Origin of the sequence: Dactylosporangium fulvum, from assembly GCF_025137375.1 — a bacterium.
GTDB lineage: Bacteria > Actinomycetota > Actinomycetes > Mycobacteriales > Micromonosporaceae > Dactylosporangium > Dactylosporangium fulvum.
The window spans coordinates 8674856-8700159 of record NZ_CP073720.1 but is presented as its reverse complement, the minus strand read 5'-3'; the positions used below and the strand labels follow the sequence as shown (position 1 = coordinate 8700159).

24 protein-coding genes and 1 tRNA gene are annotated in these 25304 nt (G+C 70.2%); 5 read left to right on the top strand and 20 right to left on the bottom strand.

The features are described 5' to 3' along the window. Nucleotides 1-43: 43 nt before the first annotated feature. The gene (locus Dfulv_RS39980) at nt 44-1396 is read right to left on the bottom strand and encodes a GH1 family beta-glucosidase (protein ID WP_259859006.1); all 1353 of its coding nucleotides are present in this window, start codon (nt 1394-1396) and stop codon (nt 44-46) included. A 43-nt stretch (nt 1397-1439) separates the two neighbouring features. On the opposite strand from Dfulv_RS39980, the gene Dfulv_RS39975 reads away from it, so the two are divergent. Next, complete coding sequence (locus Dfulv_RS39975) at nt 1440-2213, top strand: aldo/keto reductase (protein WP_259859005.1); 774 nt, start codon at nt 1440-1442, stop codon at nt 2211-2213. Nucleotides 2214-2215: 2 nt separating this feature from the next. Here the strand turns inward: Dfulv_RS39975 and Dfulv_RS39970 are convergent, their stop codons facing one another. Next, a complete protein-coding gene (locus Dfulv_RS39970; RefSeq protein ID WP_259859004.1) occupies nt 2216-2680 on the bottom strand; it encodes a hypothetical protein in 465 nt (154 codons plus the stop codon). Between the two features lie 102 nt (nt 2681-2782). Here Dfulv_RS39970 and Dfulv_RS39965 point away from each other — a divergent pair, with 102 nt between their 5' ends. Next, nucleotides 2783-4351: a methyl-accepting chemotaxis protein gene (locus tag Dfulv_RS39965; protein WP_259859003.1), complete on the top strand. Its 1569-nt coding sequence runs from the start codon at nt 2783-2785 to the stop codon at nt 4349-4351. A gap of 5 nt (nt 4352-4356) precedes the next feature. Here Dfulv_RS39965 and Dfulv_RS39960 read toward each other — a convergent pair whose 3' ends face one another. From Dfulv_RS39960 to Dfulv_RS39945, 4 genes are read right to left on the bottom strand one after another with little or no spacing between them, the layout of a single operon-like run. Further along, complete coding sequence (locus tag Dfulv_RS39960; protein ID WP_259859002.1) at nt 4357-5094, bottom strand: ABC transporter permease; 738 nt, start codon at nt 5092-5094, stop codon at nt 4357-4359. Nucleotides 5095-5097: 3 nt separating this feature from the next. After that, nucleotides 5098-5961, bottom strand: a complete 864-nt coding sequence (locus Dfulv_RS39955; protein WP_259859001.1) for an ABC transporter ATP-binding protein — start codon at nt 5959-5961, stop codon at nt 5098-5100. Beyond that, nucleotides 5962-6264 (bottom strand): winged helix-turn-helix domain-containing protein, encoded by a 303-nt coding sequence (locus Dfulv_RS39950; protein ID WP_259859000.1) that lies wholly within the window; start codon nt 6262-6264, stop codon nt 5962-5964. Then, nucleotides 6261-6899, bottom strand: a complete 639-nt coding sequence (locus Dfulv_RS39945; RefSeq protein ID WP_259858999.1) for a transporter — start codon at nt 6897-6899, stop codon at nt 6261-6263. Before Dfulv_RS39945 ends, Dfulv_RS39950 begins: the two co-directional genes overlap by 4 nt. A 919-nt stretch (nt 6900-7818) precedes the next feature. Between Dfulv_RS39945 and Dfulv_RS39940 the strand changes: the two genes are divergently transcribed. After that, a complete protein-coding gene (locus tag Dfulv_RS39940) occupies nt 7819-8328 on the top strand; it encodes a hypothetical protein (protein ID WP_259858998.1) in 510 nt (169 codons plus the stop codon). A gap of 145 nt (nt 8329-8473) precedes the next feature. Here the strand turns inward: Dfulv_RS39940 and Dfulv_RS39935 are convergent, their stop codons facing one another. The 9 genes from Dfulv_RS39935 to Dfulv_RS39895 form a co-directional block, all read right to left on the bottom strand. After that, complete coding sequence (locus Dfulv_RS39935; protein WP_259858997.1) at nt 8474-9475, bottom strand: NADP-dependent oxidoreductase; 1002 nt, start codon at nt 9473-9475, stop codon at nt 8474-8476. 142 nt (nt 9476-9617) lie between these two features. Continuing rightward, a complete protein-coding gene (locus Dfulv_RS39930) occupies nt 9618-9875 on the bottom strand; it encodes a type II toxin-antitoxin system RelE family toxin (RefSeq protein ID WP_259858996.1) in 258 nt (85 codons plus the stop codon). 326 nt (nt 9876-10201) lie between these two features. Beyond that, nucleotides 10202-10429, bottom strand: coding sequence for a Uma2 family endonuclease (locus tag Dfulv_RS39925; protein ID WP_259858995.1), 228 nt, complete (start codon nt 10427-10429; stop codon nt 10202-10204). Nucleotides 10430-10690: 261 nt separating this feature from the next. After that, entirely contained in the window at nt 10691-11185 is a 495-nt protein-coding gene (locus tag Dfulv_RS39920) for a hypothetical protein (protein WP_259858994.1), read from the bottom strand. A 29-nt stretch (nt 11186-11214) separates the two neighbouring features. After that, nucleotides 11215-11472 (bottom strand): type II toxin-antitoxin system RelE family toxin, encoded by a 258-nt coding sequence (locus tag Dfulv_RS39915; RefSeq protein ID WP_259858993.1) that lies wholly within the window; start codon nt 11470-11472, stop codon nt 11215-11217. 26 nt (nt 11473-11498) lie between these two features. Continuing rightward, nucleotides 11499-11786, bottom strand: coding sequence for a type II toxin-antitoxin system Phd/YefM family antitoxin (locus Dfulv_RS39910; RefSeq protein ID WP_259858992.1), 288 nt, complete (start codon nt 11784-11786; stop codon nt 11499-11501). Between the two features lie 1007 nt (nt 11787-12793). Beyond that, on the bottom strand, nt 12794-13357 hold the full coding sequence (locus Dfulv_RS39905) for a Uma2 family endonuclease (RefSeq protein WP_259858991.1): 564 nt from the start codon (nt 13355-13357) through the stop codon (nt 12794-12796). 106 nt (nt 13358-13463) lie between these two features. Further along, nucleotides 13464-13538: transfer RNA gene (locus Dfulv_RS39900), tRNA-Val, on the bottom strand. 101 nt (nt 13539-13639) lie between these two features. Continuing rightward, nucleotides 13640-14098: a peroxiredoxin gene (locus Dfulv_RS39895; protein ID WP_259858990.1), complete on the bottom strand. Its 459-nt coding sequence runs from the start codon at nt 14096-14098 to the stop codon at nt 13640-13642. A gap of 46 nt (nt 14099-14144) precedes the next feature. Between Dfulv_RS39895 and Dfulv_RS39890 the strand changes: the two genes are divergently transcribed. Continuing rightward, nucleotides 14145-17063, top strand: a complete 2919-nt coding sequence (locus Dfulv_RS39890; protein ID WP_259858989.1) for an Hsp70 family protein — start codon at nt 14145-14147, stop codon at nt 17061-17063. Nucleotide 17064: 1 nt separating this feature from the next. Here Dfulv_RS39890 and Dfulv_RS39885 read toward each other — a convergent pair whose 3' ends face one another. The 5 genes from Dfulv_RS39885 to Dfulv_RS39865 form a co-directional block, all read right to left on the bottom strand. Continuing rightward, the gene (locus Dfulv_RS39885; protein ID WP_259858988.1) at nt 17065-17496 is read right to left on the bottom strand and encodes a DUF3052 domain-containing protein; all 432 of its coding nucleotides are present in this window, start codon (nt 17494-17496) and stop codon (nt 17065-17067) included. Between the two features lie 106 nt (nt 17497-17602). Beyond that, nucleotides 17603-20215 (bottom strand): thiamine pyrophosphate-dependent enzyme, encoded by a 2613-nt coding sequence (locus Dfulv_RS39880; RefSeq protein WP_259858987.1) that lies wholly within the window; start codon nt 20213-20215, stop codon nt 17603-17605. Nucleotides 20216-20279: 64 nt separating this feature from the next. Continuing rightward, nucleotides 20280-20723 (bottom strand): NUDIX hydrolase, encoded by a 444-nt coding sequence (locus Dfulv_RS39875; protein ID WP_259858986.1) that lies wholly within the window; start codon nt 20721-20723, stop codon nt 20280-20282. Between the two features lie 60 nt (nt 20724-20783). After that, nucleotides 20784-21188: a YjbQ family protein gene (locus Dfulv_RS39870; RefSeq protein ID WP_259858985.1), complete on the bottom strand. Its 405-nt coding sequence runs from the start codon at nt 21186-21188 to the stop codon at nt 20784-20786. 22 nt (nt 21189-21210) lie between these two features. Then, nucleotides 21211-21624, bottom strand: coding sequence for a hypothetical protein (locus tag Dfulv_RS39865; protein WP_259858984.1), 414 nt, complete (start codon nt 21622-21624; stop codon nt 21211-21213). A 287-nt stretch (nt 21625-21911) separates the two neighbouring features. On the opposite strand from Dfulv_RS39865, the gene aceE reads away from it, so the two are divergent. Next, entirely contained in the window at nt 21912-24656 is a 2745-nt protein-coding gene (gene aceE / locus Dfulv_RS39860; protein WP_319805720.1) for a pyruvate dehydrogenase (acetyl-transferring), homodimeric type, read from the top strand. The last annotated feature ends 648 nt before the right edge of the window (nt 24657-25304 follow it).

Sequence of the window (25304 nt, the reverse complement as noted above, 5' to 3'; positions counted from 1 at the left end):
TACTGACCTGCGCAACGCTACGGATTGCCCCGCACCCACGGTGTCATCCGGTTGGTTCCCCCTGCAAGTCCGGCCGGGGTGCAGCTGCGGTGCAAACCTGGCGGTACCACTCGAAGGACCGCCGTTTCGTGCGCTCCTGCGTCTCGAAGTCGACGTGGACCAGGCCGAACCGCTGGCCGTAGCCCTCGGCCCACTCGAAGTTGTCCATGAGTGACCAACTGCAGTAGCCGTGGACCTCCACGCCGGCGTCCATCGCCTGCCGCACCGCCGTCAGGTGGCCCGAGAGGTAGTCGATGCGGAACTGGTCGTCGAGGTCCGGCCAGGAACAACCGCTCTCGGTGATCCAGATCGGGGGGAGCTTGTCGCCGTACCGCTCCTTGAAGCCCACCAGCAGCTCCCGGAGCCCGTCGGGCACGACCGGCCAGCCGAACGCCGTCAGCGGGTACCCCTTGATCGGCACGCGGCTGAAGGGCAGGCTCTCGCCGGGGACCGGGGCGCTGATCTGCGCCGGGTTGTAGTAGTTCACGCCGAGCGCCGCGACGGGCTGGGAGATGACCTCCAGGTCGCCCTCCATGACGATGCTGTCGACGTCGACCCCGCCCAGCAGCGCCTCGAACCCGGGCGGATACGCCCCCAGCAGCACCGGGTCGGTGAACAGGTGGTTCTGCACCATGTCGTAGAAGGCCGCCGAGGCGCGGTCGTCTTCGGTGTCGCCGGCGACCCACACGGGCGAGTAGTTGTTGGCCAGCGTGATCGGTGCCCTGGAGTGCTGCCGCAGTGCGGACACCGCGAGCCCGTGTCCGAGGAGGAGGTGGTGTACGACCAGTGGGTACGCGTCCGGCGCCAGCGTCAGGCCGGGGGCGTGCACGCCCTGCACGTGACCGAGCGCGAAGTGGATGTACGGCTCGTTGAGCGTCACCCACAGCTTCACCCGGTCGCCGAGCTTCTCGCCGACCAGTTCGGCGTATTCGCCGAACCGCATCGCGGTGTCCCGGTTGGTCCAGCCGCCCTCGTCCTGCAGCGCCTGCGGGAGGTCCCAGTGGAACAGGGTCACGACGGGGTCGATGTCGCGTGCCAGCAGCCCGTCGACGAGCCGGTCGTAGAAGGCGAGGCCGGCCGGCACCGCCGGGCCGCTGCCGGTCGGCTGGATCCGCGGCCACGCCACGGAGAACCGGTAGGCGCCGGCCCCCAGCTCAGAGATCAGGTCGAGGTCCGATTCCCACCGGTGGTAGTGGTCGCACGCGACGTCACCGGTGTCGCCGTTGGCCGTCCGGCCCGGCGTATGGGAGAAGGTGTCCCAGATGGACGGTCCGCGCCCGTCCTCGCCGACGGCACCCTCGATCTGGTAGGAGGCGGTGGACACTCCGAAGCGGAACCCTGGCGGAAACTCCAACATAGCCGCACGCTACCGGGTCGGATCAACGGGGCAATATGAGGGAATGGCACTTGAGATCCCAACCGTCGAGCTGGCGCCCGGGGTGGCGCTGCCGGTCGTCGGTTTCGGCACCTGGCAGATCACCGGGCAGTCCGCCTACGACGCGACGCGCACGGCGCTGGACGTCGGCTACCGGCACATCGACACGGCGACCATGTACGGCAACGAGACGGAGATCGGCCGGGCCCTGCGCGACAGCGGGCTGGACCGCTCCGACGTCTTCATCACCACCAAGCTGCCGCCGTCGCAGGCGGGCCGCGAGCGGCAGATCATCGAGGCGAGCCTGAAGGCCCTCGGCGTGGACTACGTCGACCTGTGGCTCATCCACTGGCCGCCGTCGCGCGGCCGGTCCCTGCCGACGTGGGTGTCGTTCCTGGAGCAGCGCGCCGCCGGCCGGGCCCGGTCCCTGGGCGTCAGCAACTACGACGCGCAGCTCATCGACGAACTGGTCCGCGAGACGGGCGAGACGCCGGTGGTCAACCAGGTGTCCTGGAGCCCGTCGGAGCACGAGCCGAAGTTCCTCGACGAGATGCGCCACCGGCGGATCGTGGTGGAGGGCTACAGCTCCTTGAAGAACACGCCGCTGACCGACCCCCGGCTGGTGGCGGTCGCGGAGGCCCACGGCGTGACGGTGCCTCAGGTGGTGCTGCGCTGGCAGCTGCACCACGACATCGTCGTCATCCCGAAGTCGACCCACGAGAACCGGATGCGCGAGAACCTGTCGGTCCTGTCCTTCGAGCTCACCGCCGACGAGATCGCGACCATCGACGCGCTGTAGACCTAGACGCGCTTGACGGCCCTGTCGACCCGTGCCCGCCAGCCTCGCTCCTGGGGGTGGCGGCGCAGTTTCGCCAGGGCCGCCACCGCGCCCGTCGTCAACTCCTCGAAGTCGAACTCGTCGCGGTGCGTCCCCTTCTGGATCACGAACGCCATGCCGTTGGAGTTGCTCGTCGCCCACCCGTGACGGGTGCCGAGGCGATGTGCGGCATTCGCGCCGTACGCCGTGATCAACTGGATGTCGAACGGGTACCGCACCGCGCCGCCCTCGCGGGTCACGACGATCCGTGCCTGGGCGAGCGTGTCGTCGCGGTTGAACAGCGCCTGCCACCACTTCTTGCGCGGGGCCTCCACCACCACCTCGACGCCGTCGCCGTGCTCGCCCGGGTCGCCCGACTCCGCCACGGCGCGGACGAGGGCGACGACGCGGTCGATCCGCGACCGGCGGAACGACACCCACTTCTCCACGGCGCCCATCTTCGCGCACGCTTTTCCTCAGGTTCGGCCGCTCCCGGTCGTTCGGACGGTGGAAACATCCGGACAGACAGACGAGACAACAAGGAACCGCTGATGCGCCGCTGGCTGGGATCCCGCCGCGTGTTTACCAAGATCCTCATCGTCGCCGGCGTCGCCATCGCCGGCACGGCCGTCACCGGGCTCCTCGCCATCATGGGCATCGGTGACCTGCGTGAGACGCGTGACCACGAGGTCGGCAATGCCGTGCCGTACATCTCTGCGCTGCACCGGGCGGGGCTGATCGCCAAGGCCGCCGCGAACGACGAGCGCGGCTTCCTCCTCCGCGGCGAAGCCTCGTTCCGGGACGAGGCCCTCGGCCGCCGGGCCGACGTCAACAAGGCGCTGGAGGACGCGCGAGCCGTCGGCGACACCGCCGAGCGGGCCACCGTCGACCGGATTCAGGCCGCCGTCGACGCCTGGTTCACCGCGCTGGAAGCCGAGTTCACCACGTTCGCGACGGACCGCGCCGCGGCGGTGACGGCCGCCTTCGGGCCCAGCCGTGACCTGCGCAAGGTCTATGAGGACCTGCTCCTGCAGGAGACCACCCGCGCCGAACAGGCGCTGGTCGCCGGGCGGGACTTCGCCGACACCGCACGGTCGACCCGGCTCACGGTGATCGTGCTGCTGGGTGTCGCCCTCGCGCTCGCCGTCGCGCTGGCCCTCTACATCGCCCGGCTCATCGTCCGGCCGCTCGGCCGCGTGTCCCACGTGCTCAAGGCCGTCGCCGAGGGCGATCTCACCCAGGACGCCGACGTCGACCAGCGCGACGAGGTCGGCGAGATGGCCGACTCGCTACGCCAGGCCACCACCACGCTGCGCGGCACGGTCACCCGGCTCGCCGAGCACTCCACGGTGCTCGCCAGCGCCGCCGAGGAACTCGCCACCACGAGCCGGCAGAGCGCCGACGGCGCCACGACCGGCGCGCGGCAGGCGAACGCCGTGGCCGGGCTCGCCGCGCAGATGTCGAGCACGGTGGCGACGGTCGCGGCCGGCGCCACCGAGATGGGCGCGTCGATCCGGGAGATCTCGCAGAGCGCCACCCAGGCCGTGACCGTCGCCGGCCGGGCCGTCGAGGTCGCCGGTACCACCAACGCGGTCATGGGCAAGCTCGGCGAGTCGTCCGCGGAGATCGGCAACGTCGTCAAGGTGATCACGTCGATCGCCGAGCAGACCAACCTCCTGGCCCTCAACGCGACCATCGAGGCGGCCCGCGCCGGCGAGCTGGGCAAGGGCTTCGCCGTCGTCGCGAGCGAGGTCAAGGACCTGGCGCAGGAGACCGCCCGCGCCACCGACGACATCGGCCGCCGGGTCGCCGCGATCCAGGCGGACACGGCCGGCGCGGTCGCCGCGATCGAGGAGATCAGCGGCATCATCGGGCAGATCAACGAGTACCAGACGACCATCGCCTCGGCCGTCGAGGAACAGTCCGCGACGACCGAGGAGATGAGCCGGAGCGTGGAGGCCGCGGCGTCGACCGGGAACGAGGTCGCGACGACGATCGGGGAGGTCGCCTCGTCGGTGGAGCTGACCAGGGCCGGCATCGCCGAGGCGAACCGCGCCGCCGGCAGCCTCGCCGAGCTGTCCGGCGACCTCCGGACGATCGTCCAGACCTTCCGTTACTAGCGCTGTCAGGAGAAGCGCGCACCCTCGTCGCGGCGGTACGCCCACGCGGCCAGGCCGGCCATCACCAGCGTCCACGCCACCAGGGCGGCCATCGACGTCGCCGACACCCGGAAGTCACCGACCGCGGCCCACACCAGCTCGACTGCCCCGCGCGTGGGAAGGTACGGCGCGATCGCCTCCACGAACCCGGGCGCGTTGTTCGGCGCCGAGAGGAGGCCCCCGCCGAACGCCAGCGGGAAGAAGACGATCTGCGCGACGGCGAGGGCGGCCTTGGTCGGCAGCCAGTATCCGATCGCCAGCCCCATGAACGTGAACGGCAGCGAGCCGAGCACCACCGCACCCACCGCCAGCAGCAGCTGGAGCGGCGTCGCCGTGGCGGCGGTGAACAGCCACCCGATGACGACCACGGGCACCAGTGAGATCGCCATGAACGTGAGACCGGTCAGGATCCGCCCGGCGAACGCGGCGCCCGGGCCCGCCGGGAGCGTCCGCAGGTACGGATCCCACGGCTGCGCACGGTCCTCGGAGACGCCGACGCCGTAGGTGAACAGGGAACTCGTCATCACCGCGAACATCACCATCGACGCGGTCGCGTAGGTGGCCGCGACCGGATCGTCACCGGCGAAGGGCACGACGAAGAACAGCATCGACGCGGCGGGGAAGAACGCCCCGCCGAGCACGGCGATCGGGATGCGGATGGTCTCGAGGATGCGGTACCTGGCGTGGGTCAGCGCGAGCGACATCGATTACCGTCCGGTCAGGGTCAGGAACGCCTCTTCGAGCGTGGTCGGCTGGACCTGCAGGCCGTGGAAGGGAACACCGGCGTGCACGAGGTCGCGGACCAGCTGGTCGGCGTCGGGGGTGAGGAGAGAGGTACGGCCTTCGGACTGCTCGACGCTCACGACGTTGGGCAGGGTCGGCAGGTCGGTCGCGGTCAGCGTGACCCGGTGGATGCCGACCATGCCGCGGATCGCGTCCACGGTGTCGTCGGCGAGGACCCGCCCGCGGCCGATCACGACCACCCGGTCGGCGAGCGCCTCGATCTCTTCGAGGTAGTGGCTGGTCAGTACCACCGTCCCGCCCTGCTTCGCGAAGTCGCCGACCGCGTCCCAGAGCGCGCGGCGCGCCTGCACGTCGAGGCCGGTCGTCGGTTCGTCGAGGAAGACCAACCGCGGCCTGCCGACGAACGCCAGCGCCACGGCCAGCCGGCGGCGCTGCCCGCCGGACAGGCCGCCGGTCTGCCGCCGTGCCAGGTCCGCGATGCCGAACCGCTCCAGCAGTTCCGCCGGCGGCACCGGGTCGGGGTGGTGCGCCGCGACGAACGCCACGCACTCGTGCACCCGCAGCGTGCCCGGCAGCCCGGTCTCCTGCGGCGTCACGCCGATCCGCTGGCGGCTCGCCGGATCGCGCGGATCTCTGCCGAACAGCTCCACGGTGCCGCTCGTCGGCCGCCGCAGCCCCACCAGCAGGTTGATCAGGGTCGACTTGCCGGCCCCGTTGGGCCCCAGCATGCCGACGACGCCCCCTTCGGGGATGTCGAGCGTCACTCCGTCGAGCGCGACGGTGTCACCGTAGCGGCGGGTGACGTCGACGGTACGGGCGAGCAGCACCTACGCCTCCTTGGGGGGATCGATGAGGGCTCTGACGGCGGCGGTGTAGTCGTCGAACGCGACGCGCCCCCGTCGGGTCAGGCCGGCCGAGGTGGTCGGCGTGCGGCCGCGGAAGGACTTGACGACCTCGACGTATCCGGCCTGTTCGAGCTTGGTGAGGTGGACCGACAGGTTGCCGGCGGTCATGTCGAGGATCTGCTGGAGCCGCGGGAAGGTCATGCGGTCGCCGTCGGCGAGGCTGGACAGCGCGGCCATGATGCGGAGCCTTGCCTGCGCGTGGATCACGGGATCGAGGTCCGTCACCGGCGTCTTTCCTTGATCCACAGCAGCAGCCCGAACAGGATCAGCCCGCCACCGCCGCCGGTCGCGATGAGCAGCGAGTGCCAGCCGGGCCCGGCGTGCACGCCCACGATGTTGATCACCGTCAGCCAGGCCCCGAGCAGGAACATGTGCCGCGAGAACCAGATGGCGGCGCCGCACATGTACATCACGCCGACCGTCCCGACGCAGACCGACGCCCACAGCAGCCCCCGCTCGGACTGGGGCAGGAAGTCGTCGAACCGGCTGACGGTGGAGCCGATGCCGCCGAACGCGAAGAACCAGGCGAACCCGTAGGCGGCGCCCCGCCGGGACGACCGGCCTTCGACGTGCCGTCCCCGGACGGTGGAGACGGTGACGGTACTGACCATGGCGAGCGCCATCAGGACGAAGAGGCTGGCGAGCGGCAGCCAGGCGGGCAGGTCGACGAAGACGCGGCCGTCCGGCCCGTAGCGCAGGAAGAGCAGCCCGAACCCGATCAGCCAGGCGCTGCCCCAGGGCAGGTAGTAGACCAGCGGGTTGAACCCGACGCTCCGGCTGGCCGCGTCCTGCTCACGCTGGATGAGCGCGAGCGACTCGGCGGGTGACGCGGGTGGGGCATCATCGTCGGCGGGGGCCATGTAAACAACTTTACGCCATAAACCTCTTTATGCAATCCCTCGATGATCTTGGACTCCTTCGTTGGTTCGCCCAAGTGCGGTTATTTGCCGGTGAAGCGCCTGAGCGCTCGGCGCTGCGGTGTGCAGTGCGGCGTCGGGCGCGAGCCGGACGCCCGGTGGTTCGGGGCGGGAAGTGGCCCGTTCAAGGTGCGCGATGACGCCTTTGATGTCGGTGCCGCGTGCTGGCGCTCTCGGTCGAGGCAGCTGTGCCTCGGCCGGTGCGCGGTTGGGACCTCGCTCGGCCGGGATGTTGCTCGGCCGGGATGTTGCTCGGCTGGAGGTGCTGCTCGGCCGGGACGCTGCTGGGCCCGAGGTGCTGCTCGGCTGGGATGTTGCTCGGCTGGAGGTGCTGTTCGGCTGGGACGCCGCTCGGCTGGGGCACTGCTTGGCCGGGGTGCTGTTCGGCTGGGAAGCGGTGGCGGCTGCCTCGGATCGGCTGGCTGCGGCTGTGGTGGCTGTGGTCTGCGCACAGTCTGGCGACGGCCAGGGCCGGCTTCGCACAGCGACCGCCGACTCCTCCCCTGGGGGTGCACCCGCAGTTGCCCGTCGGTCTGGACCTTTTCATGATCCGGAAGACTTCGCGCTGCCTGGCGGCGTCAAGTCTTCCGGATCATCGACATAGACATGTACAGATGCACCAAGATGTCCAAATTGCCGGGATGGGCATTGAGTAGCTTCGTGATCGCGGAGCTTTTGGGGCCTGGAGCCCCGCGGAAACTCCGCGATCATGAAGTCTGCCCGAGAAGGGCGGCGACGGCGCAGGCGATCGGACGCCACCCAACGCCATGGTGGACCGGACCGCAGACATGGCACGGTCTGGGGAGCAGGCATCGACGGTGATGTCCATAGCATTTGGGAAATTCGTTCCGGAGGGGCTGCCATGACGGACTTCCACGACTTCCGCGACTTCCAGATCAGCGGCTTCCAGCCAGGTGACCCGGGCATACACGACACGCACACTGAAAGCGACGCGTTCCACTACAGCCCGACGGTGCGGGAGTACGACCGGAACGGTGACGGAGTGGTGGACCTGATCGGCGCCGACACCGACCACGACGGCGTGGACGACGCCTGGCAGTACGACACCGACGGCGACCGGATCATCGACACGGTCGGATACGACATCAACGGCGACGGCGGGATCGACAAGTGGGACTACGACCGCAACGCCGACGGGCTCATCGACGAGGTGCGGATCGACGGTGACCAGGACGACCGGCCGCAACTCATCGTCGAGGACTACGACTACGACGGGAAGTTCGACCTGCAGACCTGGGATCTCGCCGAGCGGGAGGAAGAGGGTCCGTGGGACCCGCTCGGCCCGCGTGGCGGCGACACCGCGCCCGCCATGCCGCACTGGGGACCGAACGCTCACTATGGCAACGCCTGACCCGGCGCATCCTGCCCACCCGGGCGGACGCTCACCGCGGAGCCACCCGGCTCGACCTGTCCGAACCTGCCGTTCCCCTCGCGTGCCCTACCGGGTGTCGGAGATGTGTCGCTGGTGGCATCTGGTGAAAGCCGGGGAATGAGGCTCACATCTGGACGACGACCTTCCCCTTGGCGTGGCCCTGTTCCAGATAGGCGAAGGCCTCGGCGATCTGCTCGAACGGGAAGACTCGGTCGCTCACTGTCTTGAGCTTGCCCTTGTCTACCAGGTCGGCCAGCAGGCCGAGATCCTCTCCGCTGGGGTGCATGAACATGTACCGGTAGCCGGCCCCCCTTCGCCGGGCCTCGCGGCGGATCTTGGCGCTGGCTGCCCACAGCACGGCAGTCACCAGGGGGCCGGCGCCCAGGTCCACGCGAGCGGTTGTCGCATCGGGAACCCCTGCGATGGAGACCGTTTTGCCTCCCCGTTTGAGGATGGCGAAGCTGTTCATCAGGTCCTGCCCGCCGGTCAGGTCGAAGGCGCCGTCATAGTCGACAAGGAGGTCCTCGAACTTCTGCGTCCGGTAGTCGATGACCGTCTCGGCCCCGAGCGACCGCACCAGTTCCTCGCCGCGGGGTGACGCGGTGGTGGCCACCTTCGCCCCCATCCAGACGGCGAGCTGAATGGCGAGGGTGCCGACACCCCCGGCTCCGCCGGAGATGAACACCCGGTCGCCCGCGGTCACGGCCAGTTCGTCGCGCAGCGCCTGCAGGGCGGTCAAACCGGCCAGCGGCAGCCCGGCCGCATCGGCGAAGTCCAGCGCCTTCGGCATCTTCGCCACCAGGGTCTCGTCCACGACGACGAAGGGGGCGTAGGCACCCAGCCTCGTCTTGTCCACCCTGGCGAACACCCGGTCCCCGACCGCGAAACGCGTGACACCAGCGCCGATCCTATCGACCACACCGGACAGTTCACTGCCCGCCACCATGGGCAGGTCGAGGCGGTTCAGCAGCCGCATCTTGCCATCGCGGATCTTGTAGTCGATGGGGTTCAGCCCCGCGGCCCGGACGCGGATGAGCATCTCGCCGTCGCTCGGCGCGGGCTCGGGGACGTCCCGCAGTTCCATCGCGCTCGCGTCCCCGTATCGGGTCAATACGTATGCCTGCATGTGAACTACCTGCTTTCGCTGCCTTGTGCGGTACGGGCCTTCTGCGATGTCACCGTGACGACCGCATGGACCCGATCGGCGACCGCCTCCGGAGTCGAGGCGTCGAATTCGCCGTCGCACAACTGCGCCGACACTCCGATGTTCAGCGGATGCCGTAGACGTCGCCGCGAAGCCGGATCGACAGAACGTAGACGGTTCTGGTCTCCTCGTCGATCCGGTACACCACGCGGCAGGTGCCCAGATGCGCCGAGCGCACGCCCTCGGACGGGCCTTCCAGCTCGCCGCCGAGCCGATGCGGATTCGTGGGCAGCCGTTCAGTGACAAAGATGTACGCCGCCCACGCCACCGCTTCCGGTAGCCCGGTCTCCAGCGTACGCCGCGCCGGATCGGTGAGTTTCACGCGCCATCGCCTGGATTCCGGCTCTGTCACGCGGCGCCCCGGCCGCGGCGTGCCCGCATCACGTCGCCCAGGTCCTCAGCGTCGGTGAGCCGTCCGGCCGCGATGTCTTCTTCCGCCTCACGGATGTCCGCGACGGGACGGCGCCGGTGGGGTGCTCCGCGATTTTCGACCGCCGCGCCCGGGTCTTCGTGGCGGCCCAGTTCGGGACCCTGGCCGGCGTACTGCTCGTCGACCGGGTCCAGCGTCCAGCGGGGTCTGTGCCGGTTGCTGTGATCTTTGCCGTACGCCGGTCGTCACCGGGGTTGGCGAACAGGTCCAGGCGATCTTCAACCGAGGTGATCAGCCGGTGCCGTGTTCAGTAGCCAGGCCAGCGGCATCTTGGTGGCGACCTCGTACTCGCCCGACCTTCCGAGGTGATGCAGCGTGACGGTCAGGGCGGCATCCCGGTCGACGACCCAGTAGCGCGGAATGCCCGCTGCGGCGTACTCGTGCCGCTTGACCATCTCGTCCAGGCGACTGGCGATTGCGGCGTGCTCGGAGTCGGGCAGCGGCATGACCGACAGTGCTCCCTCTGGACTGATCTCATACCGATGTCCATGAGGGTCCTCGGGGCGGCATCCTAACCGTTGCGCCGCACTCAAAACCCCACCTCAACCCGGTCACGGCCGGTGTGGAACGTCGGTAACGGCTGGCCGGCCCCACCGTTGCCCGCACGGTTGCTGTACAGCCGGCCCCGCATGTGTCGTTGTCACTGGTGGGCACGGTTGGGTTCGAACCAGCGACCCCCGCCTGTAAGGCGGCCGGATTTCCGCAGCTCAGAACCCCTGTCCTGGGCTGTTGTGCCCCTCGCGTGCCTCAGTGTCGGCCGTGCCCCCGTTGGCATCAGCCGCACCGAGACCGTTGAGGTCGCCGTGCCCTACGCAGGCGACGAGACACGGTTCGTCTGCCGCGAAGAACAGGATGAACGAGCACACCGGCGCCTTCAGACGGACTCTGCCCAGCCGAACCGGCCTGCTGCCGTACTCCGCCAACTGCTCAAGCCCGACTTCGTACCCGACGGTGCCAACCCCGTTCTCCCGAAGCAGTTCGTACCGCCAGCCCCAGGTGTACAGCATCTCGAACGCTGGCGCCCGAGCCTCAAAGACCGTCAGTTCGGCGCCCAGGCGCAGCGCGGTCTTGCACGCCTCACCCGCCGCGCCGGCGGTGTCCAGGAGGGTTTGCACTTCGGCTCTGTTCACGAGCCAGCATCCTTGCGCAGCGTGGCCGGCCGCCCAAGCGATGCACGGACGACCGGCCTCCATCATCAACATCAATTCGCAACCACCGGGGAGCCGCGACGTCAGCGGATCCCATAGACATCGCCGCGGAGTCGGATCGACAGCACGTAGACCGTTCGGGTCTCCTCATCTATCCGGTACACGACGCGGTAGGTGCCCAAGTGGGCCGAGCGCATGCCCTCGTACGGACCTTCCAGTTCGCCGCCGAGCCGATGTGGGTTCGTGGGCAGCCGTTCAGTGATGAACGTGTAAGCCGCCCACGCCACCGCTTCCGGTAGCCCTGTTTCCAGCGCGCGTCGCGCCGGACCGGTGAGCTTCACACTCCACGGCTCGCTCGCGGGTTGCGTCACGCGGCGCCCCGGCGGCGTGCTCGCATCACGTCACCCAGGTCCTCAGCGTCGGTCACCCGACCGGCCGCAATGTCCTCTTCCGCCTCGCGGATGTCCGCGACGGCCGCAGCGTCGGACAGGATCGCCACGGTCTCACGCAACGCCCGCAGTTCCTCGAACGACACCAGCACCGCCGCCGGCTCACCGTTGCGGGTGATCTCGACGTTGTCGTGCGTGGTCGCCACAGCGGCCACCAGTTCGGACAACCGGGCCTTGGCGTCGGTCACGTTGAGGATCTGCGTCATAGTCCGAATTCTAGTCCGATCCGCCAACCCGATCCACATGTCTCCAGCCGCTGCGCCCCTCGCCTGCTCCGGTTCTATGGGCCGTCCGCTGCCGGCGGTGTGACACCGAAGCCGGCCTGCTCGGTGTATCCGATCGCTGACCACCGTTCGATCGCGACAGCGTGGATAGCCTTTGCGATGATCCAGTCAAGGTGCCGCGCTGCGCGCGTCGCTGGCTGGAGCGGTTGGCCGGCTGGTCGTCCTGTCGCGGCACGCCGTTGATTCTTTGGGCTCCCGCGACGCCCGTCGTGGTCCGAGCCGCCGCTCCCGCGGCCTCGCCCTCCGTGTGTAGTCGCGCTCTCTGCCTCCGGCGGGACCTCGGACTCCGGGGGCGCTCCGCTCCCGCACGCCGTCGGCCAGGTCGAGCCGAGCAGACCGGCGCCGCCCGCGCCAGGCCGAGTCGCTTCGCGGTCGCCGTCGGCGAGCCTGGCCCGGCCGGCGCCGCCCAGTTCCCTGTGGGGTGGCCGACGGTCCGCTACCGGACCGGGGAGTGGGGCGTGCTGCTTTCTTTACGCCGCTCGCGCTCGGCCTGCTGGCGGCGCAAGCGCCGGCATCGGCCGGCGCGGCGGCGTTGGGAGGGGCCGTTTCCCGGTCGAAGCGTCGTGCCCCGCGTGTCCCATGGCACGGTCAATTACGGTCAACGAGGGGCGCCGGCGGCGCAGGACGGACCCGGACAACCGGAGCGGAAAACCGGCCCTGAGCTGGGCGAAAACCAGATCAATAACCTGTGGGCACGGTTGGGTTCGAACCAACGACCCCCCGCTTGTAAGTTCTGCCCGATCCGTCCGTCGCGGTCCATTCGGGTCCGTCATGTGCGGAGACGATTCGTCGGTGGTCCGGGCCGTCCTCGGAAGGTCGCGGCGGTTGCCGTAATCGTTGCCGCAAGAAGGCACGGCCTACCGGAGGAGGTGGGGCAGTCGACGTGTTGCTGGTGTCGGGCGGACTTGGTGGCGGCGACGCGGGCGGCTTCAGCCCAGGTGATCCGCCGGTGCCGTGTTCAGCAGCCAGGCCAGCGGCATTTTGGTGGCCACCTCGTACTCGCCTGACCGGCCGAGCTGGTGCAGCGTGACGGTCGGCGCGGCATCCCGATCGACTACCCAGTACCGAGGGATGCCGGCCGCCGCGTACTCGTGCCGTTTGACCATCTCGTCCATCGCCTCGGAGCCCGGAGACACGATCTCGACGACCAGCAACAGATCGGTTAGGGCAAGCCAGACGCTGCGCGGTTGCGGCTTTGACCAGAGGGTCAGGTCCGGAATGCGGGCGCCTTCGCCGGTGGGCCCGCTGATGCGGATGCCGGCCGCCTGAAGGACCTGCTCGGCAGGCCAACCGGCGACGGCGAGCCAGACCAGCAGACGGCTGGCGATCGCGGCGTGCTCAGAGTCGGGCAGCGGCATGACCGACAGCGCTCCCTCGGGGCTGATCTCGTACCGATGCCCGTGTGGGTCCTCGGCGATCATCGCGGCGAGGTCGTCGAGCGTGATGACGGAGGGCATGTGCCGACCGACGCTTCCTGCGCTCATGGTGGCCATCCTATCGGCGCCGGCCCTAACCGGACGCACCCGATCCGCGCCAGCTGAGTCGAGTCGTTGTCGTACGGTTGCCGTAAGGGCCAGCTCACGCGGGGCGTGTTTGTGCTGGTGGGCACGGTTGGGTTCGAACCAACGACCCCCCGCTTGTAAGGCGGGTGCTCTTCCACTGAGCTACGCGCCCCGGATCTTCGGCGGGATCACCCGCCGAAGATGGGTACCCAGATGTTACCCGAGCGCCCCACCAGCCCCACCCGGCATTACTGACCTGCGGGCCGGAGGGGCTCACAGGGCCGCGATCGCCGTCCGCCAGGCCTCCTGGTCGCGGGCGGTCCCGGGGCCTGTCGCCTCCGCGAACCGCACCACGCCCGCCGAGTCTATGAGGAACGTGCCGCGGTTCGCGAAGCCCGCCTTCTCGTTGAACACGCCGTACGACCGGGCCACCGCGCCGTGCGGCCAGAAATCCGACAGCAGCGGGAAGTCGAAGCCCTCGCGGTCGGCCCACACCTTGTGGCTGTACGGCGAGTCGACGCTGACTGTCAGAACCTGGACGCCTTCGTTCTGGAAGGCATCGAGATTGTCCCGTACTGCCCCCAATTCTCCCTGGCAGGTGCCGGTGAACGCGAGCGGGTAGAAGACCAGGAGGACGGCTTTCCGGCCCCGGAACGCCGACAGCTGGACCTCCTGATTGTTCTGGTCTTTGAGGACGAAGTCCGGCGCCTCGTATCCGACTTCCAGAGTCACGACACGAGCATGCCAGGTGTCGTACCGGGGGCCTACACTCGCCCGCATGGCAGCAGCGGGTCCACGTCTGGGCATCGACTTCGGGACCTCCCACACCGTCGCGCTGATCGCTTGGCCGGACGGGAGGGTTCGCCCGTTGCTGTTCGACGGATCGCCGCTGCTCCCGTCCTCGGTCTATGCGCAGACCGACGGCGCGGTGCTGGTCGGCCGCGACGCCGTCCACGCCGCGCGCGTCGACCCGTCGCGGTTCGAGGCCAGCCCGAAGCGGCGCATCGACGACGGCACCGTGCTGCTCGGCGACCGGGAGGTCACCGTGCCGGCGCTGATCGGGGCCGTGCTCTCGCACGTCGCGCAGGAGGCCACCCGGGTCGCGGGCGGGCCGGTCAGCGCCGTGACGATGACGCACCCGGCGGCCTGGGGCGTGTCCCGCCGTCTTGCCCTGGTCGAGGGCGCCAAGCTCGCGGGCCTGCCCCAGCCGGCCCTCATGCCGGAGCCGGTCGCCGCCGCGCATTATTTCGCGGGTGTACTGCGCAAGCCGCTGGACGCCGACCAGGGCCTCCTCGTCTACGACTTCGGTGGCGGCACCTTCGACGCGAGCATCGTGACCCGTGCCGGTGAGGGCTTCGACGTGCGAGCCGTAGACGGCATCGACGACCTCGGCGGCCTCGACCTCGACGCGCTGATCGTCGACTACGCGAAGCAGCAGCTCGCCGATCCCGACGTCTGGGGCCGCCTGGAGAGCCCGCAGACCACCGAGGACCGCCGCCACCGCCGCCTGCTGTGGGACGACGCCCGCATCGCCAAGGAGATGCTGTCCCGGACCGCCGCGACCGGCCTGCACGTGCCCATCCTCGCCGCCGACGTCAACATCACCCGTGACGCCTTCGAGGAGCGTGCCCGTCCGCTGCTGGAGCAGACGGTCCGTACGACTTCTGCGGTGGTCCGCTGGGCCGGCCTGGACAAGGCCCGGCTCGCCGGCGTCTTCCTCGTCGGCGGATCGAGCCGCATCCCGCTGGTGGCCACGCTCCTGGAGCGCGACCTCGGCCTCGCCCCGACGATCATCGAGCAGCCCGAGATGGTCGTGGCCGAGGGCAGCCTCCGCGCCTGGGTCAACATCGGCGCCCCGACCGCCCAGCCGGTCAGCGGTGCCCCGGGCGGCGCGGGAGCAGCAGGTGCCGGCGCGGCGGCAGGGGCCGGGGCAGCGATGGCCGGAGCGGCCGCGGCCCAGGCGGCGACACCTTCGGGCCCGACACCGCCCGGCGGCTTCCCGCAGTCCGCCCAGCCCGGCCACCCAGCACCGGCCGCGTTCCAGCAGGGTGCCCAGCCACAGCAGGGTCAGCCCGGCTATCCGGGCGCGGGACAGCCAGGCGAGGCGGGAGCCCAGCCCGGTCCGCCTGGATATCCGGGTCAGGGGCAGCCGGGCCAGGCAGGACCGGGGCAGCCCGGCTACCCAGGCCAGGGCCAGCCCGGCTATCCAGGCGCTGGGCAACCCGGCCAGCCAGGAACCGGCCAGGGTCAGCCCGGTCAGTCCGGCTATCCGGGCGTCGGGCAACCCGGCCAGCCGGGAGCCGGCCAGGGCCAGTCCGGCTATCCGGGCGCCGGGCAATTCGGGCAGCCCGGAGCAGGCCACGGCCAGCCCGGTTACCCGGGCGCCGGGCAACCCGGCCAGCCAGGAGTGGCCCAGCCGGGCGCAGGACAGCCCGGAGCAGGGCAGCCGGGAGCCGGCTTCCAGCAGGTCAACCCCGCCGCGTACCACCATGGGCCCACCACGCCGCCCGGAGGGGCCGCGCCGATCAGTGCCGTGCCCATGAGCGGCGGGCCGGTGAGCGGTGCCCCCGTCAGCGCCGCCCCGGTGAGTCCCGTCAGCCCGGCCGCGTATCAGGCAGGGCAGGCCAGGCCGGTCAGTTCGGCGCCGGTGAGCCCGGTCGGGCCGAGGGCGTACGGCGCCGATGCGGAGGCCACCCAGCCGATCCGTCCGGCGACACCCATCCCGGCGCAGGCTCCGGCACCGGTCTACATCTCGCCTGCCGCGATGCCGGCCGTGTATGCGTCGCCGGCGTTGCGGGAGGAGCCGCCGACGCCACCGCCGCCGTCCCGGCCCCGCCGCAACCTGGCGGTGCCGATGCTGGTCGGGCTCCTTGTGCTGGCGCTGGCGCTGGCCGGATACGTCGTGTTCCGCGACCGCAAGGCCGGCGACCAGCAGGGCGCCACGCCCTCGTCCACGACGCCGAGCGCGGCGCCCCAGACGAGCCGCAGCCCGCGCGTCATCCCGCAGGACTACAGGCGGGAGCAGCGGCCCTTCTGGGTGCCCGAGGGCTGGCGCCAGATGCAGATCGGTGACGTCGACGACGTCTGGCGCAACCAGGACGAGTCCGAGGGCGGCCGCTGCGAGGCGGCCTCGGAGACGCTGCGCGTGACGACGGTCGACAAGGGGCTGACCGGCTGCACGCTGAAGCAGCCGCTCGACACCAGTCTCACCGACTCCGCCATCGAGGCGAAGGTCCACCTGACCAGTGGCTGTGCCGGCATGTGGCTGCGCACCGGCGACAAGGGCTACGTGCTCGCGTACTGCGCCGACGGTACCGCCCGCATCCACCGCCTCGGCGACAGCGCCCCGAGCCAGAACAACACGCTCGAGGAGTGGACGTACAAGACCGATTCGGATGCGTACGTGGCATTCGTCGTCACCGGCACGACGCTGAACTTCTACATCGGGGGCATGCAGTTCGGGCCGATCAGCGACGCGGAGATCCTGAAGGGCCGGACCAACCTGGGCGCGTTCGCGAGCACCGGCGCGGCCGACGTCGAGTTCTCCGACGTGCGGGTCTTCACGCCGCAGTCCCCGACGAACGCAGGCGGCGGCAGCCCGAAGAGCTCGCCGTCGACGACGAGATCGGGCTGGTCGTCGGGCTCGCCAACGAAGTCTCCCAGCTGGAAGCCGACGCCGACGAGCACGGCGGACTAGCTCAGCGGCGAGACCTGGCGGCGCGGGGCGCGACGAGGCGCGCGGCGGTCCAGTCCTTGCCGGCGTTGACCGTGGAGGTCTGCTGCAACCCCGCGGTGGGCGCCGACTCGTTGATCTCGCTCGGCTCGACGTGTCCCGGGCGGCCGGCCTTGGGCGTGAGTAGCCACACCACGCCGTTGTCCGCCAGTGGGCCGAGCGCGTCGATGAGCGTCTCGACCAGGTCGCCGTCGTCGTCGCGCCACCAGAGCAGCACCACGTCGACGACCTCGTCGGTCTCCTCGTCAACCAGTTCCCCGCACCGGTCGATCAGGACGTCGCGGAGATCCTGGTCGACGTCGTCGTCGTACCCCATCTCCATAACGACCATGCCCGGTTCGACTCCGAACCGGTCCGCCAGGCTCTTCACCTCGGCCTGACCCGCGGTCGCGTTCACTGTCCACTGCCTCCTGTCGAAACACCACTGTTAGCGCGTAGTCCACACAGTACGGGCCGTCAACGCAAGTGGCGCACCGATGCGATCGAAAAACTATCGGTCCAAGTTACCGGGCCAACAGGGATCTCGCGCCCTGGACGACCTGTTCCTCGGACACCAGGATGTGGTTGGCGGCCGGTCCGAGCGGCACGAACGAGTCGACGGCGGCCACGCGCCGGGCGACCCCGACGTATCCGGCGTCGACCAGGGCCGCGATGATCCCCTCGCCGACGCCGCCCGAGCGGCGGGTCTCGTCCACGACCAGCACCCGGCCGGTGTCCGAGGCGTGCTTGATGATGTCGCCGACCGGCAGCGGCGCGAGCCACCGCAGGTCGACGACCCGGCAGGCGATGCCCTCCCCGGCGAGCCGGGCGGCGGCCCGCAGCGACAGCCGCACCCCGTTGCCGAAGGTGATGATCGTCAGGTCGTCGTTGGGCCCGCTGGCGTACGCCCTGGCGCGGCCGATCGGCACATGGATGGCGGACCATTCGCTCGGCGGTGCGTAGTCGGACAGCCACCAATCGTCGTTCTCGGAGTGCAGGTCGCGGGTGTGGTACAGCGCGATCGGCTCCAGGAAGACGCAGACGCTGCCGTCGACGATGGCGCTGGCCAGGCACGTGCGCAGCATCGGCGCGGCGTCCTCGGCCCGGGCGGGTGCGGCGACGACCAGGCCCGGGATGTCGCGGAGCACGGCCAGGGCGTTGTCGTTGTGGAAGTGCCCGCCGAAGCCGAGCTGGTACGCCAGGCCGGCGACCCGCACGACCATCGGGTTGTGGAAGGCGCCCTGCGAGAAGAACTGCATGGTGGCGGCCTCGCCGCGCAGCTGGTCCTCGGCGTTGTGGAGGTAGGCCAGGTACTGGATCTCGGGCACCGGCAGCATGCCGGCCAGCCCGGCGCCGAGGCCGAGGCCGAGGATGCTGGTCTCGTCGAGGAGGGTGTCGAAGACCCGGGTGCCGCCGAACCGGTCCCGCAGGCCCTTGGTGACCCCGTAGACGCCGCCCTTCGCGGCGATGTCCTCGCCGAAGAGGACCATCTGCGGATATGCCAGCATCGCGTCCGTCAGGGTCGCGTTGATGGTCTGGGCGAGGGTCAGCGGACCGGCCCGCTCGGGCAGGCGGCCGTTGAAGGCGGCGGCGCGGGTCGGCGGGTGCCCGTTGCCGCCGGGCCGTCCGTTCGGGACCGTAGCGGCGGCGTCGACGCCCTCGGGAACCTCCTCGGCGGCGGGCTCACCGGCAGGCTCGGGCCATTCGTCCTCGTCGTCGGCGGCGACCTCGGAAGGCACCGGGGAATCATCCCCGGAACCATCCCCGTCCTCGCGCGCGGGCTCGTCCGGGACCTCGTCGGTGCCGTCCGGCGCGGCGGCACCGGGCTGACCGGCGGAAGGCGCCTCGCCGAGGGCCCACAGCGGCTCGCCGCCCGCCATCCGCGGCGCGGCGGCACCGGCGGGCGTGAACTCCAGGTCGTCACCGATCGAGGCGACGTCGCCGTCCTCCTCGTCGATCAGCTGGGTGGCCGCGTCGCTGACCGCCCGCGACACCCGCACCGGCCGGCGGGGCGCCAGCGGGGCGGTGACCTCCGAGGCGCTGGCCAGCTTCGGCTCGCCGAGCACCTCCTCGGCGACCCGGCGCACCTCCCAGCCCAGCTCGTCGTAGCGGGCCATCAGCTCGGCCGGGGTCGCCACCCCCGCGTCGACGAGCAGCCTTGCGGTGCGCACCAGCGGGTCGCGGGCCAGGTCGGCGGCGATGTCGACCGGCGAGCGGTAGGCCATCTCGGCGTCGGCGCCGGCGTGGCCCATCAGCCGGACCGTGGTCAGGTGCAGGACGGCGGGCCTGCGATACCGCCGGACCCACGCCGCCGCCTCCGCGGCCCGGTCGTAGGTGGCGGCGCTGTCACAGCCGTCGGCCGCGTAGTACCGCACGCCGGGCCGGCTCTGCAGGGCGGCGGTGACCCAGCCGTCGGGCGAGCGGACGCTGATCCCGAGGCCGTTGTCCTCGCAGACGAACAGCAGCGGCAGCTTGATGCCGACGTGGTCGCACCAGCCGGCGGTGTTGAACGCCGCGGTGGCGGCGGCGTGGTTGACCGAGGCGTCGCCGAAGGAGCACACGACGACGGCGTCCGCGGGCCAGCCGTGCCCGTTGGCATGCGGGTTGACCCGGCGGCCGCGGCCCAGCGCGTACGCCACGCCGACCGCCCGCGGCAGGTGTGAGGCGATCGTCGACGTGGTCGGGATGACGTGCAGGTCGGCGTGGCCGAAGACCTTGTGCCGGCCGCCGGCGATCGGCTCCCGCGACGAGGCGACCACCCCGCGCAGCACGTCACGGACCGGGTCGCTGCCGGCGACCTGACCGGCGCGCATGCAGTAGAAGCCGCCGGAGCGGTAGTGCAGCAGGGCCGGGTCGGTCGGGCGCAGCGCGGCCGCGACCGCGGCGTTTCCCTCGTGACCGGACGAGCCGATCGTGTAGTAACCGGCGTCGAAGCTGCGCAGCCACCGGGCGGCGAGGTCGAGGTGGCGGCTCGTGGATTGGGCGTCGTAGAGCGCCCGGGCCTGCGTGCCGGTGAGTGCGGTGTCGTCCCGCACCGGCTCGTCGAGGTCCCGGATGACCGTGGTGGCGACAAGCCCGGCAAGCTCCGCACGGAAGCGCTCGTCGAGATCCTGAGGGGTGGTCACGCTCGACAGCATGGCCGAAAACGGTCATCGGATGCCACTCTGACCCGTCCATCCGGGCGGATCCGATGCCTTGCGGCTACGCCTCCCCGCGCTCCGCAAGGGCTCTGTACTGCGGGGAGTCGAGGAAACCCGGCACCAGAGCCGCGGCGGTCACGCCCAGGTCGCGCGAAAGCGCCTCCTCGGGTGTGAGGAACACCATCGCCTGCCCCTCGCCGAGCACCACGTCGTCCTGGGTGGCGTCGGTCGGCCCGCAGAACACGTGCATCTCCACCAGGCCGTCCACGGTGGACACCGACGGCCGGGTGCGGGTGTCGTAGTGCTCCAGCACGTCGGCGGTCAGGCCGGTCTCCTCCAGCACCTCCCGGCGGGCCGCGTCGATCGGCGTTTCGCCGTCTTCGATCTTGCCGCCGGGCATGGCCCACTGGTTCGGTGACACCTTGGCGTGCCGATCACGGTGTTGCATGAGGAGCCGGCCCTGGGGGTCGACGAGGAACACGACGGCGACGCGGCGCTCGATCACGACATCAATCCTCACGCGCCACGGCCCGAAGGCCGTGCAGAAACGCGGTTCATTCAGGCTTCATCCCCGCAGGAACGAGAAGCGGACCTGGCGGGTGGTGTTGTCGCCGTTGGGGTCCACCAGGCAGATCGACTGCCAGGTGCCCAGGGCGAGGCGACCGCCGACGACCGGCAGGGTCGCATACGGCGCGACGAACGCCGGCATGACGTGGTCCCGGCCGTGGCCGGGGGAGCCGTGCCGGTGCCGCCAGCGGTCGTCGGCCGGCAGCACGTCGTCGAGGGCACGCAGGAGGTCGTCGTCGCTGCCGGCGCCGGTCTCGATGATCGCCACACCGGCGGTCGCGTGCGGGACGAAGACGTGCAGCAGCCCGTCGCCCTGCCCCGCCACGAAGCGGTTCGCCTCGTCGGTGATGTCCCGGACGACCGGCCGCGAGCCGGTCCGGACGGTGATGACCTCGGTGTGCATCGGCACAGTGTCGCAGGCCCCATCAGTCGCTGGAGCTGGAGCCGGAGTCGCTGGAGCCCGAGTCGCTGGAACCGGAGCTGGAGCTCGAGCCGGAGTCGCTCCAGCTCGATCCCGAGTCGTTCGACGACCAGCCCGAGCCGGCGTGGTGATGATGGTCATGGTGGATCGTATGGCCATACGAATGGAACGACGGACCTGAGTCGTGAGACGACGAGGACGGCGGCGGGTGGTTGCCGGGAACCCAGTTCGGTCCGAGCGGGTCGTGGTCGTGGTGCACGGACGGGCCCGCGCCGCTGCGGAGGTGGTGGACCGCCGGCCGGGTCGCCTTGCGGATCACCGCGACGACGGCGACCACGGCGATGATCACGGCGACCGTGACGATGCCGCAGGGGAGCAGGAGCCACCAGGCGGAGTTGCCGGAGGAGTTGTCGGACACGGGCGGCACCGTAACCGACGTGAGAGGCTGGAATACTGAATGAGTCGCCGTCCCGTCAATAGCGAAACACCACAGAAGTTCTCGGCGAGAAGTTACCCATGGGTATCGTGTCGCGCGTCGCAGTTGGTGTCCCGTAGACGTGACGGACGGCACGAGGGGCAGGCAGGATGGGACATGGGCTCACACAACGGCCATGAACCAGCGAGCCACACCCCAGAGGCCACCCAGACCGGTCGCAGCGCGCCATGCCGTCGTCCTCCGGTCGCGAGCAATTAGAAGGAACGCCTGTGTCCACCGAACGCAAGCGCCCAGTGATCAGCGACGGCCTGCCGAGTCAACTGCCGGACATCGACCCTGAGGAGACCACCGAATGGGTCGAGTCGCTGGATGGAGTTATCGACGAGCGCGGCACCAAGCGCGCCCGATACGTGATGCTGCGCCTGCTGGAGCGTGCCCGGGAGCGACAGGTCGGCGTCCCGCCGCTCACCACCACCGACTACATCAACACCATCCCGCCGGAGCGTGAGCCCTGGTTCCCGGGTGACGAGCACGTCGAGCGGCGCATCCGCGCCTACATCCGGTGGAACGCCGCGATGCTCGTCCAGCGCGCCCAGCGTCCCGACGTGGGTGTCGGCGGTCACATCTCGACCTTCGCGAGTGCCGCCAGCCTCTACGAGGTCGGCTTCAACCACTTCTTCCGCGGCAAGGACCACCCGGGCGGCGGTGACCAGGTCTTCTTCCAGGGTCACGCCTCCCCGGGCATGTATGCGCGGGCGTTCATGGAGGGCCGGCTCAGCGAGCAGCAGCTCGACGGGTTCCGCCAGGAGTTGTCGCACCGCGGCCTCGGCGGCGGTCTGCCCAGCTACCCGCACCCGCGGCTCATGCCGAGCTTCTGGGAGTTCCCGACGGTCTCCATGGGCCTCGGCGGCATCAACGCGATCTACCAGGCGCGTTTCAACCGATACCTGCACAACCGGGGCTTCAAGGACACGTCCGGCCAGCACGTATGGGCGTTCCTGGGCGACGGCGAGATGGACGAGCCGGAGACCCTCGGCGCGATCGGCGTCGCGGCCCGCGAGGAGCTCGACAACCTCACCTTCGTGATCAACTGCAACCTGCAGCGCCTCGACGGCCCGGTCCGCGGCAACGGCAAGATCATGCAGGAGCTGGAGGCCTTCTTCCGGGGCGCCGGCTGGAACGTGATCAAGGTCGTCTGGGGCCGTGAGTGGGACCCGCTGCTCGCCGCCGACACCGACGGTGCGCTGGTCAACCTGATGAACGTCACGCCCGACGGCGACTACCAGACGTTCAAGGCGGAGTCCGGTGCCTACGTCCGCGAGCACTTCTTCGGCCGTGACCCGCGCACCCGCAAGATGGTCGAGCACCTCAGCGACGACCAGATCTGGAACCTCAAGCGGGGTGGCCACGACTACCGCAAGCTCTACGCGGCGTACAAGGCGGCCACCGAGCACACCGGCCAGCCGACGGTCATCCTCGCCAAGACGATCAAGGGCTGGACGCTGGGCTCGCACTTCGAGGGCCGCAACGCGACCCACCAGATGAAGAAGCTCACGCTCCAGGACGTCAAGGACTTCCGCGACCGGCTGTATCTCGACATCCCGGACAGCGCGATCGGCGACAACCCGTATGCGGTGCCCTACTACCGGCCCGACGAGAACTCCGACGAGATGCAGTACATGCGCGAGCGGCGGGCCACGCTGGGCGGTCCGGTGCCGCAGCGGCGCACCACCCACATCCCGCTCCAGCTGCCCGACTCGAAGGTCTACGGCGACATCAAGCGCGGCTCCGGCAAGCAGAAGGTCGCCACGACGATGGCGTTCGTCCGCATGCTCAAGGACCTGATGCGCGACAAGGGCATGGGCAACCGGTGGGTGCCGGTCATCCCCGACGAGGCCCGGACCTTCGGCATGGACTCGCTCTTCCCGACGGCGAAGATCTACTCGCCGCACGGGCAGAACTACACGCCGGTCGACCGGGAGTTGTTCCTGTCGTACCGCGAGTCCACCGGCGGCCAGATCCTGCACGAGGGCATCAACGAGGCCGGCTCGGTCGCCTCGTTCACCGCCGCCGCCACCAGCTACGCGACACACGGCCAGCCGATCATCCCGGTCTACATCTTCTACTCGATGTTCGGCTTCCAGCGCACCGCCGACGGCATCTGGGCGGCCGCCGACCAGATGGCCCGTGGCTTCCTGCTGGGGGCGACCGCCGGGCGCACCACGCTCAACGGTGAGGGCCTGCAGCACGAGGACGGCCACTCGCTGCTCATCGCGGCGACCAACCCGGCCGTCGTGGCCTACGACCCCGCGTTCGCGTACGAGATCGCGCACATCACCGAGAACGCGGTCAACCGTATGTACGGTGAGACCCCCGAGGACCTCATCTACTACCTGACCATCTACAACGAGCCGATCTTCCAGCCCGCCGAGCCCGAGGGCGTCGACGTGGAGGGTCTGCTGCGGGGTCTGTACCGGTACCAGGCGGCGCCGGTCCAGGAGGGCCCCAAGGCGCAGCTGCTGGCCTCGGGCACGGGCATGCAGTGGGCGCTCAAGGCGCAGAAGCTCCTCGCCGAGGAATGGGGCGTGGCGGCCGACGTCTGGTCCGCGACGTCCTGGACGGAGCTGCGCCGGGATGCGGTACAGGCGGAGGAGCACAACCTGCTGCACCCGTCCGAGGAACCCCGGGTGCCGTACGTGACACAGGTCCTCCAGGACACCGCCGGCCCGGTCGTCGCCGTCAGTGACTTCATGCGGGCGGTGCCGGACCTGATCGCCCGCTGGGTGCCGAACGACTACACCTCGCTGGGCACCGACGGCTTCGGCCTGTCCGACACGCGTCACGCGCTGCGCCGCCACTTCCACGTCGACGCCGAGTCGATCGTGGTCGCCACGCTGCGTCAGCTCGCCCGCCGCGGTGAGGTCCCGGCCTCGGCCCCGGCGGAGGCGGCGAAGAAGTACGCGATCGACGACGTCAACGCCGCGCCGGTCGGCGAGACCGGTGGCGACTCGTGACCTTGTAACAAGGTCGTCGCGACGAGGGCCGTACCCCGATCGGGGTACGGCCCTCGTTCATTGCCGTCACCCGTCCGGGTGCCGTGCGGCGGGCCGCCACCGACGGGTGACGTGCTCATTCACCCCGGCCGTGGCGGTTCCTTTCGCCGCTGTCCGGGCCGCGGATGAAACAGGCGGTGTCGGGGTGTGCGGTCCGGCCGGATCCGCCGCCGAATTGGCCCTCGCGGTCCATTTGCCAGGGCGCAATTGCGCGCCAGGAGCCGCCCGGCCGAAGCCGCCGTCCCGCGCGACACGCCGCAGGAGCTCGGACGATCCGCCAGGACGGCGGTGCCAAGCCGGAATGTGCCCGGCCGGACGGAGCCGCCGCGACCTTGATCGGCTCGACATTCTGTCTACCGATTCGGGGAACGCACGATGATCGGGTATCGCCGATGTCATCATGGGGCAGGATCTGGAGTTATAGCGCATGGTTGCGGTGCTGTCGAGGCGTCGGCGCGCCGCGGCCGAGAAATGCCGGACCATGCGACACGACACGCCGTTTCTCCCGAGGTTGATGAATCCTTTCTTCGGGGAACATGAAATGTATCTGTGCCGACGCGACCGGCAGCGCGCCGGCCGTTGTGCTGGACGTTGCACCACAATCCCATC

What these genes read in the sequence shown, in the direction of transcription:
- Dfulv_RS39965 (WP_259859003.1), top strand. Translation starts at nt 2,783, where the DNA reads ATGCGCCGCTGGCTGGGATCCCGCCGCGTGTTTACCAAGATCCTCATC.
- Dfulv_RS39945 (WP_259858999.1), bottom strand. Translation starts at nt 6,899, where the DNA reads ATGGCCCCCGCCGACGATGATGCCCCACCCGCGTCACCCGCCGAGTCG.
- Dfulv_RS39935 (WP_259858997.1), bottom strand. Translation starts at nt 9,475, where the DNA reads ATGCAGGCATACGTATTGACCCGATACGGGGACGCGAGCGCGATGGAA.
- Dfulv_RS39980 (WP_259859006.1), bottom strand. Translation starts at nt 1,396, where the DNA reads ATGTTGGAGTTTCCGCCAGGGTTCCGCTTCGGAGTGTCCACCGCCTCC.
- Dfulv_RS39880 (WP_259858987.1), bottom strand. Translation starts at nt 20,215, where the DNA reads ATGCTGTCGAGCGTGACCACCCCTCAGGATCTCGACGAGCGCTTCCGT.
- Dfulv_RS39890 (WP_259858989.1), top strand. Translation starts at nt 14,145, where the DNA reads ATGGCAGCAGCGGGTCCACGTCTGGGCATCGACTTCGGGACCTCCCAC.
- Dfulv_RS39870 (WP_259858985.1), bottom strand. Translation starts at nt 21,188, where the DNA reads ATGCACACCGAGGTCATCACCGTCCGGACCGGCTCGCGGCCGGTCGTC.
- Dfulv_RS39920 (WP_259858994.1), bottom strand. Translation starts at nt 11,185, where the DNA reads ATGTTGATGATGGAGGCCGGTCGTCCGTGCATCGCTTGGGCGGCCGGC.
- Dfulv_RS39960 (WP_259859002.1), bottom strand. Translation starts at nt 5,094, where the DNA reads ATGTCGCTCGCGCTGACCCACGCCAGGTACCGCATCCTCGAGACCATC.
- Dfulv_RS39925 (WP_259858995.1), bottom strand. Translation starts at nt 10,429, where the DNA reads ATGCCGCTGCCCGACTCCGAGCACGCCGCAATCGCCAGTCGCCTGGAC.
- Dfulv_RS39975 (WP_259859005.1), top strand. Translation starts at nt 1,440, where the DNA reads ATGGCACTTGAGATCCCAACCGTCGAGCTGGCGCCCGGGGTGGCGCTG.
- Dfulv_RS39905 (WP_259858991.1), bottom strand. Translation starts at nt 13,357, where the DNA reads ATGGCCACCATGAGCGCAGGAAGCGTCGGTCGGCACATGCCCTCCGTC.
- Dfulv_RS39940 (WP_259858998.1), top strand. Translation starts at nt 7,819, where the DNA reads ATGACGGACTTCCACGACTTCCGCGACTTCCAGATCAGCGGCTTCCAG.
- Dfulv_RS39910 (WP_259858992.1), bottom strand. Translation starts at nt 11,786, where the DNA reads ATGACGCAGATCCTCAACGTGACCGACGCCAAGGCCCGGTTGTCCGAA.